Genomic DNA, 14,835 nt, shown 5'->3' with positions numbered 1-14,835 from the left:
CACACTTAAATACTATGTTTATAGCGCATCAGTGCTGAGAGTGTTGCTCATAAAGCTCGGCTTTGGCATGACGCATCACGTCTTCGCACGCCTGCTGCTGGGCTAACTGCGTTAGCAGGCGCTGAGTGACTTCAAAGCCTTTACCTAAACACGTATCTACTTCTTGGGGGCTAACCATTGGCGTCACGCGGTAGTCAATTTTTACCGTGCGCCCGCCGCCTTCCAGTCGATCCGCAACACCCCTGAGCCGCCATGCGACTCTCTCTTTCCAAGTGGCTGATTCTTCCGCGCCTTCGTTTACGCTAAACGTGCACTGCCATTCCGGTTTGTAAACCTTCATAGGGAGAACCTCCAAAATTTTGGAAAGAATGATTGGTCGTTATTCGTACTCCGTCGTTTAAATATTTTGCGTTACCACTATATACCCAACCCAGCGGAAATATCGACACAAAACGTATACATGCCGGGCGACGCGCATAGCACCTTTCGGTTAGGCTATGAGCGATGTTGTGAAAGAGCACCTGTTATGACCTTAACGACCCCTAAAACGTGCCCCTGCGGTAACGATTTAACGCTGGATAACTGCTGTGGTCGCTATCATCACGGTGAGGTGGCGCCTACGCCTGAGGCACTGATGCGTTCTCGCTATGCCGCCTTTGCGCTAGGTCTTAACGACTATTTACTCGCGACATGGCACACATCAACGCGACCAAGCAGCCTGCCACCTGACCCCGATACCGAGTGGAAAGGGCTCACTATTGTGGCCGCCGAGCCGCCGCTTGCGAATGTCGGTTACGTGCATTTTCGCGCCTTTTTTTGTGAACGAAGGCGAGAGCATGGCCGTTGGCATGTGCTTGATGAAGTGTCTCGCTTTACGCATGAAGAACAGCGTTGGTGGTATGTGGATGGCACGCCCACGCTAACGCGTTTAAAGCCGCGCCGTAATGATCCGTGCCTATGTGGTAGCGGGCGTAAATTAAAGGTGTGTTGCGGTGAATAGTGGCATCGTTGAGCCTCAGCAAGCCGGTACTCAATGGTATCTGTACTTACTTGAGTGCCAGCGCGGCACCTATACCGGGATTACCAATAACCTAGCGAAGCGTTATCAGGCGCATTGCCTGGGTAAAGGGGCGCGTTACACGCGGGCGAACCCTCCCGTTGCGCTATTAGGCGCCGAGCCGTTTGAAGATCGCGCCGCCGCTAGCCGTGCTGAATACCAGTTAAAGCAGCAAACAGCGAGCCAGAAACGCCGCTGGGCCAAACAGTGGCCGTATCAATTAGATGCCGATTAAGGAACCTGCATGCTGACGTTTTACTCAGAAAAAAGCCGTTTGCGCCAAGCGCGTACCGAGTTACATGATGGCGCGTTGGTCACACCATTTGAGTGCCCTGAACGCCTTGACCTGGTGCTTAAACAAATCCGTCAATCTGGCCTTGGCGATATTTGTACGCCCAACGATTATGGCCTGGCACCGGTACTGGCGGTACATGACGAGCACTACGTCACGTTTTTAGCTAACTGTTGGAAAGAGTGGGGAGCGGCAGGGCACGAAGGTGAGGCGATTCCCAACATCTGGCCGGCGCGCAGCATGCGCGGTGACCGCATTCCGCGCTCTATTAGTGGTCAACTAGGTTACTACGCGCTGGCGGCGGAAACGTCGATTTCTGAAGGCACCTTTGAAGCCGCCATGGCGAGTAAAGATGTGGCACTTGGCGCGGTGGAACACACTCTGCAAACCGGTGAGCCAAGCTTCGGACTATGCCGACCGCCCGGCCACCACGCCGCTTATGATCAGTTCGGCGGCTACTGCTTTTTCAATAATGCCGCGGTTGCTGCCCAGCGAGCTTTGGATGCAGGCAAGCGCCGCGTTGCAATTCTGGACGTGGATTTTCACCACGGCAACGGCACCCAGCAGATCTTCTATAGCCGTGACGATGTGCTGTTTATATCGCTGCATGGCGATCCCGAGGTCACCTTTCCCTATTACTTGGGCTACGCTGATGAGCAAGGCGAAGGTAATGGCAAAGGCTATAACGTCAATTATCCCATGCCCCCAGGCACCAGCGTCGCTACCTGGATGGCGACCTTGGAAACGGCATTGGCGCAGATTAAGGCCGCTGAATGCGATTGCCTAATTGTGTCATTGGGGGTCGATATCTTTGAGGGCGACCCGATTAGTGCCTTCACCTTTGAGAGCGCCGATTTTGTCGCGTTAGGTAAACGCCTCGCGCAGGCAGGCCTGCCCAGCGTGTTTCTGATGGAAGGGGGCTATGCGGTGGATGCAATAGGTGTCAATGTAGTCAATGTGTTACAAGGTTTTGAACAAGGCCTTCAATAATATTCAACAACGGACAAAGTTTAACCAGTGACAGCGGCCGGTAAATCCGGCAGGCTGACGCCCTTTAAACGGGGCAGGGAGCTTAAGCGTGGCAGTGTATGGCGGCATTCAGGCACATGAATTGGAACGTTGGCTCAACGCGTTGACCAACGCAGCGTATGATCGACGCTGCCCGCTGGCAAAAGTACACGGTGGTAATGCCCGCGCACGCACTGCCCGGCAGAATTTATTACTGTTGGCCCATGATTACCGCAGTGGCCAGCGCACCCGCGAAGAGAGCGCCTTTATCCTGGGGCGCTGGTGCGAAACGTATCTTTCCGAAGCGGAATGGTACGTGCTGGTCGGCACCCGCCAAGCACCTTCCCAGCCCCAGAATGAAGAAGAACGCAGCCTTACCGTTCTTAAGCAGCACCGGGTGGGATAATTTCGTGTGCATGCAAAGCGTATAGGCACGCAGCTTTAAAACTCCCGAAATGGGAGTTTTTTTTGTGCGTGTACTGAAATTTCCAGGTGTAAACGGCGGGATAAATAGGCGGGTACTATACGATTATAGATTGACAAAAGTTTAACAATATAAGTAGTTTGAAGTAATTACTACATACGACTAATGGTTTACGAACGCTCTGGGCAGCCTACATTGACGCTGATCAAAAGACAGCGCTGCCCACGAGCAGGGAGCATGGCATCTTGTGATAACGACACCCGCGCTATCGGTTCGCTCCTTGAGCGTGAATTTTGGTTCTAACTGCGTTGTTAATAATCTAAGTTTTGATGTTTATCCTGGCAAGACAACCGCTATCGTCGGTGAGTCAGGTTCAGGAAAGTCGGTGACGTCACTTGCCATCATGCGTTTAGTTGAATACATGAACGCTGAGATTACCCAAGGCTCGATACATTTTTGTCGCGATGCCGAGGGGGGGCAAACGCAAGACCTCGCGCAGCTTTCCGATAAAGCGATGCGCAAGATACGTGGCAAGGAAATTGCCATGATCTTTCAAGAGCCGATGACGTCGCTGAACCCGGTTTACACTATCGGTGACCAAATTACCGAAGTGCTCGTCCTGCATGAAAAACATACCAAGGCCACGGCACAAGCTGAGGCGGTCAAATTGCTTAAGTTGGTGCGCTTGGCCGATGCAGAAGCACTGCTGAAGCGCTACCCTCATCAGCTATCGGGCGGTATGCGTCAGCGGGTAATGATCGCCATGGCTTTAGCTTGCCGGCCGAAGGTGCTGGTAGCCGATGAGCCTACCACAGCGCTGGACGTGACGATTCAAGCCCAGATTCTTACCATCATGCGCGACCTTCAGCAGGAGCTGGGGATGGCGGTTATCTTTATTACGCATGACATGGGCGTAGTGGCAGAGATGGCCGACCAAGTAGTAGTCATGCGCCATGGCGAGAAGGTCGAGGAAGCCTCAGTGGAGGAGATATTTGCCAATCCACAGCATCCCTACACTCAAGCCTTGCTCGCCGCAGTGCCAACGCTGGGGAGTATGCGAGGCGAGGCGCTGCCACGAATGGATCCTTTGGTTGAATTTAAGGCGAATGCCGCGGTTACGCGGGGTGAAAGCAAAACGCAGGATACCGCTAAAACCGATGCCACTCCGGTGGTAGAGGTGGAAAACCTAGTGACTCGCTTTGATATTCGTAAGGGTTTCTTTGGCGGCATTAGCCATCGAGTGCATGCGGTAGAAAATGTCAGCTTCACTATTTTTCCTGGTGAAACGCTGGCGCTAGTCGGTGAGTCAGGCTCTGGAAAATCGACTATCGGACGCACTATTCAGCAGTTGCAAGAAAGTACCAGCGGCACGATACGCTTTAACGGTCAGGCGGTAGCAGATATGTCGCGCGCCGAAAAAATGCGCCTACGCCAGGAGGTGCAGTACATCTTCCAAGACCCGTTCGCCTCCTTAGATCCACGCAAAACGGTGGGCTTTTCGATTGCTGAGCCGATCCGTACCCATGGTTTGCTGCACGGTACAAAAGCGATACGCCAGCGGGTCGATCAACTGTTGGAACGCGTTGGGCTAAGCGCAGCGCAGGCTGATCGCTACCCTCATGAGTTCTCAGGCGGCCAGCGGCAGCGAGTCTGTATCGCGCGCGCTTTGGCATCCAAGCCTAAGCTGATCATTGCGGACGAAGCGCTGTCTGCACTAGATGTGTCAATTCAGGCGCAGATTATTCATCTGCTCATGGAGTTGCAGCAAGACGAAGGCTTGGCTTATCTATTCATTAGCCATGACATGGCGGTGGTGGAAAAAATGAGCCATCGCGTTGCAGTACTGCACCTAGGCCAAGTCGTCGAGCTGGGTGAGCGTCAAGCGGTATTCGATACACCTCAGCACTCTTACACCCGCAAACTCTTGAACGCCGTGCCAGTGGCGGACCCTGGCCATCGGCGAGAGCGAGTGTTGCTACAAGGCGATATTCTCAGCCCCATTCGCAAGATCGGTGATGAGCCTGAGCATGTGCCGTTAGTGCAGGTGAGCACCGGTCATTTTGTTGCTCAGGAAACCGACACTGACGCGCGTTTGGCATCTTAGTTGCCTGTTGAGCAACCGCCCGGCAGATAGTGCTCTAAAAAAAGCACCTTGCTCGTCATTTTCTAGCAAGGTTAGTGACAAAAAACAGGAGTGAATTTCATGCAAAAACCTAACATGCTAAAAACTAAAACGGTGCTCAATAGCGTGATCGCGAGCCTGGCATTAAGCGTTGCCTTCTCAGCGTCGGCACAAGCGGGCTCGTTAACTATCGCATCACCCCAAGACCCTGGTACCTGGGATCCTATCGATACTTTTCTAGTCAATTGGGCATCGGTTGCTACCAATATTTTCGATGGCTTAACGTATCGCGGGCCTGATTTGGAGCTGGTACCCGGCCTGGCTACCGAGTGGGAAGAGCTGGATGACGGCACCCGTATTCGTTTCACGCTGCGCGAAGGCGTCACCTTCCATAACGGTGAACCCTTCAATGCGCAGGCGGTAAAGTTCACCTTTGATCGTTTACTGGGCGAGGAAGGTTCGCGAGGGCCGCAGCGTTCTAATTACACGGCGATTGAAAGTGTAGAAGTCATTGATGATTACACCGTTGACTTCCATCTCAATGAGCTGGATCCGGTGTTATTGACCAAGCTTGCTGGTTACGGTGCAATGATCGTACCTCCGGCTTACCTGGAAGAACATGGCGACGAGTATTTCAATACTCATCCCGTTGGTACGGGTCCCTTCAAGGTAACGGCGTACAATCCTCGTGAGGATATCCAGCTGGAAGCTTTTGCCGACCATTGGGACGGGGCGCCGAAGCTGGAAAACGTGACCTATCGCTTTATTTCTGAACCCTCCACCGCGGTAGCTGAGCTGCAGGCAGGGCGTGTTGATATCGTCATCCCACCGACTATTCCTATCGGTATGATTGATACGATCCAAAATCACGACGGTGTGAGCATTGTCAGCGTACCTTCACCGACCGTGGAAGCTATTCGCTTTAACACCCAGTCAGGCATTACTGCCGATGAGCGCGTGCGTAAAGCGTTAATCATGGCCGTCGACCGCCAGGCTATTATTGACGCAATTTTAGCGGGTGAAGGCGAGATGATTGCCAGCTTCCAGGGCGCTCAGTCGTTTGGTCATGACCCTGACATGGAACCGCTGCCCTATGATCCACAGCAGGCTCGCCAGCTGTTAGAGGATGCCGGCATCGAGCCTGGCGCTACCGTGCAGATTGATGTGCGAGGTAACGATGCGACCTTTGGCGAGGTGGCTCAAGTCGTCGCTTCCTATCTGCAGGCCGTAGGCGTCACCGCCTCAATCCAGCCTTATGAAACCAATGTGCTGCTGAACGACATTATTCCCGCAGGGCGTACGGGCGAGATGTTCCAGCAAAAGTGGGGTGGTTGGACGTTCGATTTCGATAATACGGCCTACCTGATGTACCACAGCGGTGAGCGTTGGAACCCTTACGACAGCGACCCTGAATTAGATGAAATGCTAGAAGCACAGCGCAGTATTTCAGACAAGGATGAGCGTGAAGAGCTGCTTCAGGCGATCGCACGCTATACCCAGGATCGCGCGCTGGAAATGCCCCTTTACAGTATTAATGCCTTGTACGGTGTGAACGATCGCGTCGAGAACTTTGAGCCTGCTCCGGATAACCGTATGCGCTTGACCGATGTCGACGTCGCTGACTGAAAGGTGACGCAACCTGGCCGCTTGAAAGAGCGGCCAGGTGCGTGACAGCAGGCACTTCATCTAACGGCGATACGCGCTTAAGAGCAAAGAGGTCATAGTGGCAAAGTTTCTTTTATATCGAATACTGCAGGCTATTTTCGTGGTGATTGCCGTTACGCTAATCGTGTCTTTTGCGATTCGGCTTACCGGCGATCCGGCGGTGATGCTAGCGCAGGGCGCGGGCAGTATTACCGAGGCAGATCTGGTAAAAATTCGTGAAGCATTAGGCTTGAATCAATCATTTCTGGCGCAGTATCTGGAGTTCTTGCGCGGCTTATTAGTGGGCGATTTTGGCCGCAGCTTTATGGGTGGCACCCCGGTAAGTGACCTCATTGGGCGTGCTTTACCTGCGACCCTCGCGTTAGCCTTCGTTTCACTGCTGTTGTCTATTGTGATCTCTATTCCGTTAGGCATTAAAGCGGCCGTATCGCGAGGCAAGTGGCCGGATCAAATGATTAGGATTTTTTCCCTGATAGGGCTCTCTTTTCCTAACTTTTGGCTAGCTATCATGCTTGTGCTGCTCTTCTCGATTACCTTCAATCTATTGCCGCCCAGCGGTATGGAGGGAATCGCTAGCTTTATTATGCCCGCTGCCACAATGGCGATCATTCTGACCGCTACTAACGTACGCCTAGTGCGAACGACCATGCTGGATACGCTGCGCTCACAATACATTATGGTGGCGCGTGCCAAAGGGCTTTCTAATAACGTGGTGCTCTACAAGCATGCGCTACGCAACTGCTCTATCCCGTTGATTACTTATTTCGGTTTGCAGTTTGGCGGGCTGCTGGGCGGTATTGTCGTGGTCGAGCGAGTCTTTAACTGGCCGGGGCTTGGCACGCTAGCATTCGAAGCGGTGTCGTCGCGTGATTATCCTGTCTTACAGGGCGTCATTACGGTGCTCTCGTTAATGATCATCTCTATCAATCTGATCGTTGATATCGCTTATGGCTTGGTCGACCCTAGGGTACGTAAGGAATAACCATGATGGCTGCTATCAAAACCGATAAATTAAGACGTTTTAAAAACCTAGAGTTCATTCTCGGTGTGCTGCTATTTGGTGGTATTGGCCTGGCGGTCATTTTCTCCGGCTGGCTGTTTCCGGGCGGCGGCTCGGAGTTAAATTTAGCCTATCGCTTAACGCCGCCGTTAACAGAAGCAGGCTTTCCCTTTGGCACGGACCCGCTAGGCCGGGATGTGCTGGCTCGGGTCATTATCGGCGGAGAAATTTCGCTGAAAGTCGGGGTGTACTCTGCCCTCGGCGCGGTGGCTATTGGCATTGTTATGGGCTTAATATCCGGCTACTACGGCGGATTTGTCGACATGATTGTCATGCGCTTTGCCGATGTACAGCTCGCCCTGCCTTTCATTCTATTGGCGATTACCTTTATTGCGGTGATTGGTGGTGGCCTGACCAACATGATCATCTTGCTGATTATTTCCCAGTGGGTGCAGTACGCGCGCCTAGTTCGGGGGTCGGTACTTTCGCTACGAGATCGCGAGTTTATCCTGGCGGCCAAAGCGATCGGGGTAAAAGATATCCGTATTCTCTTCCAGCATCTGCTGCCCAATTTGATTGGCCCCGTCATCGTGCTGATGACCCTTAACGTGGCGAATAACATTTTGTTGGAAAGCAGCCTGACCTTTTTAGGGCTAGGCGTGGACCCCGTCATTCCTAGCTGGGGCGGCATGTTGGCGGAAGGGCGCACTTATCTGCAAACGGCGTGGTGGGTTAGCGTGTTTCCTGGCCTAGCTATTTTGTTAACCGTGCTAGGACTTAACTTGCTCGGCGACTGGCTGCGCGATGCGCTTGATCCCACTGGACGTACCTCTTTATGAATAGGCCCAATAGCACCCAGGTAACGACGCTGCTTGAGCGCACTTTTCCCCGTACCACGCGTGCCTTGCTGGAAACATACGCCACGCCGGCCTATCAAGGCTATTTGCTTGAGGCCTGGGTGTTTGATGATGAAGCCGAGCGCCAACGAACGCAGGCTGCTTTCAAAGCGGCCGGGGTCAGCGCTTGTCTTCGTAGTGCCTACAAGCCGCTAGTGCATTTCTTTTTGGAAGAGCTTAGTTGGGTATCACTGACATCACTGGTGATTGAGTATCCGGTGTTGGAACACTCGCCGCGTCGATTCCTTCTTGAAGCCTATCCGCTGGCCGCACTGCTTCCAAAAGACGTTACGTTACGCTGGGAGGGTGTTGAGACATCGGCGACCCACTACAGCGTTAAGGTGGAACGCAGCTCAGGTCGTCAGGAAACGTATCGTGTCGCCGCGCCCAATCGATATCACCAAGATCATGTTGGCGAAGACCAGTATTCACCCTGCGGTTGGCTGCGGCTAACCTCGCCTCAGGGCGAAATGAGTGAGTCGGTGATTGAGACAGACTACGAAGCGCTCTATCAGGCGGCGATGTCGACGCTAGCGTCAGCGCAGTGGCAGAGCGCATCGCCGTATTTTGAGGAGCTCAATTTCACGGTGCATTTGCCCAGCAGCGACCGCCGCTTGGCGTGGGACGATGAGCATATTAGCCTCAGCGAAGCGCTCCACGAAGAGCTGTATTTTTCTACTCTGGAGTATTTTCAGCGTCAAGCGGGCTTAGCATTGGGAGATCGTTCGATTCAACCGGGCCAGATTGTGCCGGAAGTGTCGACCCAAGGTGAAACTGCCTACTTGCGAATGAGCCTACGGCCCTTGGACTCATCGCCGTCGCCACGTGCCGCCGTGGCGCTAGATACTGCTTCGCAGGCTATTGGCGCTGAGCAGGTCAAGCAGACGTTGGCCACTCTGAGCGGCCAAGCGCTGTATGCCACCACCCGTGCGGGCAGAGCGGTAGAAGCGCGCTATGTCGTCGGCAGTGACCGTGCTGTGATGATCAGTGCTGGGCAGCACGCCAATGAAACATCGGGTGTTGTCGGGGCACTGCGTGCGGCTGAGCAGCTTGGCGCGCAACCGCAGGCACACTTTGTTATTTCTCCTTTAGAGAATCCCGACGGCTACGCACTGCAGAATCGGCTCATCGCCACGCAGCCGCGTCATATGCATCATGCCGCGCGCTATACCGCTTTTGGTAATGATCTGCAGAGTCAGCCGCTAGGCCAACCTTTCGAACACGCTATTCGCGAACAGGCTTTTGCGGCCAGCGGTGCCGGGCTGCATGTTAATCTGCATGGCTATCCGGCTCATGAATGGACGCGACCATTAACGGGCTACGTGCCGCGTGGCTTTGAAATGTGGACGATTCCTAAGGGATTTTTTTTGATTCTTCGCCACCAGCCAGGGTGGGAAATGGCGGCGATGCAATTAGTCGAAGCCGTTACTCAGGCGCTTGCGCAAGTGCCGGGGCTTGTCGAGCTTAATGCCACGCAAATCGCGTTGTTTGAAACCCATGCGGGCGCGCTCACGTTTCCGGTGCTGAATGGCTTTCCTTACCTCATGTCGGAAGATGCTGATCAGCTAACACCATTAATGCTGATTACCGAATATCCTGACGAGACCGTAACCGGCGATGCATTTGTGCAAGCGCATACCGCCCAAATGGCAACGGTAGTGGCGGCCTATAAAGCTTTCCAAACACTCATATTGAACGACTAAGCACTAGCAGAAGGCGGGATGACATTTAAGCGCCCGGCGATTGGAGCTAACCCCAATCGCCGGGCGTTTTGCGCAGCTTAAGCGATGCGGCGCTTAGTTTGCGTTTTGCTACCCGCAAAACCGGCAGCGCTGCTGATCAGTGCTGCGATAATCATGGCAATGAAGATCATCAGAGCAGAGTTGCGGATGTTCTCGGCGGCGTTTTCGGCAGTTTCACGCAGCGATTGCTCTGCCTGCGCAAGTTCTTCTTGAGCCTGCTGAATGCGGGATTCTAAGCGGTCGATTTGACGCTCAAGTTCATTAATACCTGAATCAAGACGCGCCATGGACTCATCGACGAAGTTTTCAGCTTCGGGCTGGGTCATATCCGTGTTGCTTGTTAGGGCATTGACCAGTGCATCGCGATCTACGTCCTGCTGGATGTTTTCAAGCCGAGCGCGCTGTTTTTCAAGCAGCTCATTGAGGATGGCTTCGTACTCCATAGGGTTATTGGCAAGGCTCCTAACGGCTGTTTGAATATCGCCGACAGCATCTTGCGCTTGGTTACGTAGGTGCTCTGGCTGCAGTGACTCAGCGCCGGTGTCGCGCAGTATCTGGTTAACCTGATTACGAATATTCTGGTCATCCAGCGGTGAATCAGTGCCTGGATCGAAGTCGAAATTCTCGCTCAGCTGTTCGCCCAGTGACGATGTTGCACTGCCGATACCTTGCGCAACACTCCCCGTCACCTGACCGGCGCCTGATAAAATCGAGCCAATAGCGCTAGCGCCACTCGATGCTACTTGGCCAGCAGCGAAGCTAATCAGCGCTAACGACAGAATGGTTGCGGTTGCCCAGCTCAAAAATCCGTGTATGAAGCCGTTACTATTGGCCAAGCGGCCAGCCACAAAACCACCTGCGGCAAAGCTTACGATCAAGAAAACGGCAGAAGAAATGCCAAAGGCAGTACCCAGCCCATCAAAGGGGTTGTCGGACATCGGGTCAATCACGCTAGAGCCGATCGCCGTCCCAAGGAGTGATAGCAGAGCAGAAAGGGCGAGGACGGTCACAACGCCAGCAATGACACTTCCCCATGACACGCGGTCGATTGACTCGCGAAACGATCCAATAGTGGTCTCTGGCATGGTCTACTCCTTTTATCGAGCACTTACTAAGGTGCCCTTCAGCAAGTCGGCGCTGGTGGGCAGCGACCTGTCGTCCGTTGAAATAAGCCGTATTCGTGGTTGGTCGTATTGACGCCCTCATACATTTTCAAGATAGCAAAGGATGTGACGATAAGAGTTGTTATTTTTGTTTTGTTTTCTTTAATCTTTAAAGGGCTGAGGATTGGGCTGCTTTATGACCTGAGAAGGTTCAGGCAAGGCCTCTTGTGCAAGGTTGTAAAGCCACTTTTTTGCTCACGCTCGCTTGCATACACGACTGCAAAGCGTGTGCGTTGGGCAATTACTTTCACTTATAAAGACCAGTAAGCGAGCCAATGACCGATTTATTCTGGTACCAGTATCTTCTTATCGGGTTGATTTTCGCCTGGAGCGGCTTTGTTAGAACCAGCCTGGGTTTTGGCGGTGCGGTGCTGGCGCTACCATTTTTGCTGTTAGTGGTGAACGAGCCACTCGTCTTTCTGCCGATTATCGCTATTCATCTGATGATTTTTTCCAGCTGGATTGCGTGGAGTGGGCACCGCCAACTGCAAAAAGAAGGGCTGGGGGCTTCAAGCGCAGAGAGCAATATTGACTGGGGCTATCTTTTCAAAGCCTTGAAAATCATGATCATCCCTAAGCTTATTGGCGTGATAGGGCTGCTGACGCTACCCGCGAAGGTGATGACCAGTATTATTTTCGGCATTGTGATTATCTATGCCATTGGCTATTTGCTAAACAAACCGTTCAAAAGCAAAAATAAATACGTTGATTACGTACTGCTGGCGCTCGGTGGGTACGTCAGCGGCACCTCGTTGATTGGTGCACCGCTGATTGTGGCGGTGTTCGCCACGCATGTGGCCAAAGAGCAGCTGCGGGATACCATGTTTGTGCTGTGGTTTATCCTGGTAGTCATCAAGATGGTCTCGTTCCTGATTGCAGGCGTAGATCTTCAGCTAATCCATCAACTATGGCTGCTGCCCTGCGCTTTTCTTGGCCATCTTCTGGGCGAGAAGGCCCACCGCTATATGCTTAAAGCGGATACGGGCCTGTTCTTTCGCATTCTGGGTGGGGTATTACTGCTGGTTAGCGTGGTGGGGCTGGTTCATCCGCCAGCGTAGCGTGGGCTAAAGCGCCGCAGCCTAAAGCTGGCTGTCGGCGCGTAAATAGGTGTTGCTCAGTATCAGCAGGGCGGCTGCTAACAGGCAGCAAAGTATCGCCATGGCGGTGTAAACATTGCGCAAGGAATCGAGCCAAATCAACGCGGGGGCGACCACGACCGGCGACACAAACTGCCCGAAAAAGAAGGTCGAGGTAAAGCCGCCAAACACTCGGCCGCGCACCCTTTGAGGTGTAATGCGCATTAGCCAAGTGGTGGTGTTGGGCATAAAAGCGCCCAGCCCCAGGCCGGAAATAGCCGCACCGACGATCGCCATGGCATAGCTTGTGGTTAATCCCACCACCAAAAATCCGGCGGCTGCCAGCAAGAAGCCTAAGATATAAATCGTCATGACCGATAAGAAGGGCTTGTAGTAACCATAGCCAAAGGCAACGATACTGGCCGTAAGAGCGGCCATGGAAAGCGCAATACCAATTAGTAAACCGCTGATTTCGCCTGACTGAGAAAGCAAAAAGGGCAGTTGCGCGGGAAACATGTAAAACATCATCATGCTTATCATGGCGATAAAATAAGCCAGCCCAGTACGCCAATAGTCCACGGTGACAGGCGCATCGCTTATACCACTGCTGGTGATGCCAGTGTTTTTGGGCTCCTGAAGTACCGCCAATGCGTATGGCAGCAGCAGAACGCCGGTTAGATAAAGTAAAAACGGCCCGCGCCAGCTCCAATCGGAAAGTATTCCCCCCAGATTAATGAACACTACCCCGCCCAGCGCCATGCAGCTACTTTGCAGCCCCAGAAAGCGCACGCGCTCGTGGCCATCGAAATAATCGCCCACCAGCGTAGTGCTGATGCTGAGAATGCCTGCCACGGCTATGCCCATGAAGGCCCGTGAGCTTAGGAGTAAATCTACGCGGTCGATAAAAAAGCCCGCAACCCCTGCAAAACCATAGATAAACAGCATCATCAGCAGCAGTTTCTTGCGCCCAAATCGATCGGCCAGATAGCCCATGAGCGGGCTAAACAGCGTAATCATCAGCGCAGGGATAGTCAGAATTAGCTGGATCAACACCTGAGGCTGGTCAGGAAAATGCCGGCTGATACCCGGTAGCGCCGGCGCAATGATGGCGCCCGACATCACCGTCATGGTGCTGGCAAACAGCAGCACGGCTTTAATATGCGTTAATGAGCTAATAGTCGGTTTCTCTGGATAAAATGGAATCTACAAAGCCTGTTGATGATAGCACTGTCGTTAGCAAGCTACTATTTTGTGCCAGGAGGTAATGGATGGTGAGGGTTAAGCGGCGACGCATCAGTTAGCAGAGTTTCATAAATGGAATATTGGGAAGGGTGCGAATTTCAAGCGAAGTCGACTGTGTGCAGAGGCTGATGGTCCAGCCTTGTTGCTGCCATTGCCAGGCATGAATATCGCCCCCTGGGGCTAGCCGCTCAAGGCGGGTGCTCAATACATGGCTAGAAGGAGTACCAGAAAGGCTATCCAGCTTGAACAAGGCTTCATGTAATGTCCACGCGCGGTAGAAAGCATCTAAAGGCTTAGGTGATTGATGTATTCTGCGACGCACATCGGCCTCAGGCAGGCACGCCACTAGCTTGGGTAAGCGCTTTTCATGCCGCAGACGAGTATGTTCCATGTCAATGCCAACAGGTGACGTGGCAATACCCGCGATAACGCGGCCATCGCGGTGGGAGAGACACGCTTTCCAGGGCAGCGGAAGTGCTGGGTGCCACGGCGCGCCGCCGCCTCTAGGAGACCACCCACTAACAGGGCAGTGGTAGCCGCGGGCGTCGGCAAGCGTTGAGAGAAGCCCTCTGCCCAGCGCCGATAAGCAAGCCCCACTGCTGTGAACGGGGGCTTGAATCAAAAGAATGTCTAAATACGCGGTCATTCGTCGGCTAGCGTGACAACCTCACCCCGCAGTACGACACCGGCCATGATGGCGCCCGCATGGCATTCGTACTCAGTGGCCGATGACATCGTGCGGCGGTCATAGAAGCTTTCAATGTTGACAACCGCATTACCGCCTTCCGCTCTGACGCGCTCTTGCAAGCTGAGGAGTGCCGAGAGCATGACCCACTGGCAGGCTTCTACATCAGACTTATTGAAGGCGTTGGTCTTTTTATTCGTGACGGCAGGGCCATGCTCGGCGGTAATCTCGCCGTGCGGGGCGTCGCCAAAGATGAATTGAATATTGGAATCGAGCCGTGCTCTCGCGTCTGGCGTGCTCATGGCTTCTTCAATGGAGAGCATGTGTGTCGTATCGCGAGCGTGGCTCGTCGTGCTCACTAGTAGAGCGCCTAGCAGCACCCCCAATAACATCATTCCTCGGCTCATTTTAGCGTTCCTTCTTGCTGGGTAGGTAGTGCCTGATATCAGGCAACGAGAGTGGC

The 14,835-nt window shown here is 53.4% G+C and carries 15 protein-coding genes; 10 read left to right on the top strand and 5 right to left on the bottom strand.

The genetic code is table 11. From position 1 onward, the window contains the following. Window positions 1-28 precede the first annotated feature (28 nt). Entirely contained in the window at window positions 29-340 is a 312-nt protein-coding gene (locus CIK78_RS01085; RefSeq protein ID WP_096276403.1) for a hypothetical protein, read from the bottom strand. Window positions 341-526: 186 nt separating this feature from the next. On the opposite strand from CIK78_RS01085, the gene CIK78_RS01080 reads away from it, so the two are divergent. The 9 genes from CIK78_RS01080 (at window position 527) to CIK78_RS01040 (ending at window position 10,167) form a co-directional block, all read left to right on the top strand. Next, window positions 527-1,000 carry a YchJ family metal-binding protein gene (locus tag CIK78_RS01080; RefSeq protein ID WP_096276401.1) on the top strand — a complete coding sequence of 158 codons (474 nt, stop codon included), beginning with the start codon at window positions 527-529 and terminating at the stop codon, window positions 998-1,000. After that, complete coding sequence (locus tag CIK78_RS01075) at window positions 993-1,292, top strand: GIY-YIG nuclease family protein (RefSeq protein WP_096276399.1); 300 nt, start codon at window positions 993-995, stop codon at window positions 1,290-1,292. Before CIK78_RS01080 ends, CIK78_RS01075 begins: the two co-directional genes overlap by 8 nt. A gap of 9 nt (window positions 1,293-1,301) precedes the next feature. After that, window positions 1,302-2,339 carry a histone deacetylase family protein gene (locus CIK78_RS01070; RefSeq protein WP_096276397.1) on the top strand — a complete coding sequence of 346 codons (1,038 nt, stop codon included), beginning with the start codon at window positions 1,302-1,304 and terminating at the stop codon, window positions 2,337-2,339. A gap of 88 nt (window positions 2,340-2,427) precedes the next feature. Continuing rightward, window positions 2,428-2,763 (top strand): hypothetical protein, encoded by a 336-nt coding sequence (locus tag CIK78_RS01065; RefSeq protein ID WP_096276395.1) that lies wholly within the window; start codon window positions 2,428-2,430, stop codon window positions 2,761-2,763. 265 nt (window positions 2,764-3,028) lie between these two features. Continuing rightward, complete coding sequence (locus CIK78_RS01060) at window positions 3,029-4,885, top strand: ABC transporter ATP-binding protein (protein WP_096276393.1); 1,857 nt, start codon at window positions 3,029-3,031, stop codon at window positions 4,883-4,885. A gap of 114 nt (window positions 4,886-4,999) precedes the next feature. Continuing rightward, complete coding sequence (locus CIK78_RS01055) at window positions 5,000-6,529, top strand: ABC transporter substrate-binding protein (RefSeq protein ID WP_096282216.1); 1,530 nt, start codon at window positions 5,000-5,002, stop codon at window positions 6,527-6,529. A gap of 97 nt (window positions 6,530-6,626) precedes the next feature. Further along, window positions 6,627-7,550, top strand: coding sequence for an ABC transporter permease (locus CIK78_RS01050; protein ID WP_096276391.1), 924 nt, complete (start codon window positions 6,627-6,629; stop codon window positions 7,548-7,550). Window positions 7,551-7,552: 2 nt separating this feature from the next. Then, complete coding sequence (locus tag CIK78_RS01045) at window positions 7,553-8,407, top strand: ABC transporter permease (protein ID WP_096276389.1); 855 nt, start codon at window positions 7,553-7,555, stop codon at window positions 8,405-8,407. Beyond that, window positions 8,404-10,167, top strand: coding sequence for a peptidase M14 (locus CIK78_RS01040; protein WP_096276387.1), 1,764 nt, complete (start codon window positions 8,404-8,406; stop codon window positions 10,165-10,167). Before CIK78_RS01045 ends, CIK78_RS01040 begins: the two co-directional genes overlap by 4 nt. A gap of 77 nt (window positions 10,168-10,244) precedes the next feature. On the opposite strand, the gene CIK78_RS01035 is transcribed toward CIK78_RS01040, so the two are convergent. Next, window positions 10,245-11,291, bottom strand: coding sequence for a CAP-Gly protein (locus CIK78_RS01035; RefSeq protein WP_096276385.1), 1,047 nt, complete (start codon window positions 11,289-11,291; stop codon window positions 10,245-10,247). Between the two features lie 353 nt (window positions 11,292-11,644). On the opposite strand from CIK78_RS01035, the gene CIK78_RS01030 reads away from it, so the two are divergent. After that, window positions 11,645-12,427 carry a sulfite exporter TauE/SafE family protein gene (locus CIK78_RS01030; RefSeq protein ID WP_096276383.1) on the top strand — a complete coding sequence of 261 codons (783 nt, stop codon included), beginning with the start codon at window positions 11,645-11,647 and terminating at the stop codon, window positions 12,425-12,427. Window positions 12,428-12,448: 21 nt separating this feature from the next. On the opposite strand, the gene CIK78_RS01025 is transcribed toward CIK78_RS01030, so the two are convergent. The 3 genes from CIK78_RS01025 to CIK78_RS01015 form a co-directional block, all read right to left on the bottom strand. Further along, complete coding sequence (locus tag CIK78_RS01025; protein WP_255249075.1) at window positions 12,449-13,594, bottom strand: MFS transporter; 1,146 nt, start codon at window positions 13,592-13,594, stop codon at window positions 12,449-12,451. Between the two features lie 148 nt (window positions 13,595-13,742). Beyond that, window positions 13,743-14,333, bottom strand: a complete 591-nt coding sequence (locus CIK78_RS01020) for a 4'-phosphopantetheinyl transferase superfamily protein (RefSeq protein ID WP_096276381.1) — start codon at window positions 14,331-14,333, stop codon at window positions 13,743-13,745. After that, a complete protein-coding gene (locus CIK78_RS01015; RefSeq protein ID WP_225734359.1) occupies window positions 14,330-14,779 on the bottom strand; it encodes an excinuclease ATPase subunit in 450 nt (149 codons plus the stop codon). The genes CIK78_RS01020 and CIK78_RS01015 overlap by 4 nt, the downstream gene beginning before the upstream one ends. Between the last annotated feature and the right edge of the window lie 56 nt (window positions 14,780-14,835).

It is taken from the genome of Halomonas sp. JB37, assembly GCF_002332255.1.
GTDB classification, from domain to species: domain Bacteria; phylum Pseudomonadota; class Gammaproteobacteria; order Pseudomonadales; family Halomonadaceae; genus Vreelandella; species Vreelandella casei.
Note: the sequence above shows the minus strand (reverse complement) of the source record. Positions and strands in the feature narration are given on the sequence as shown.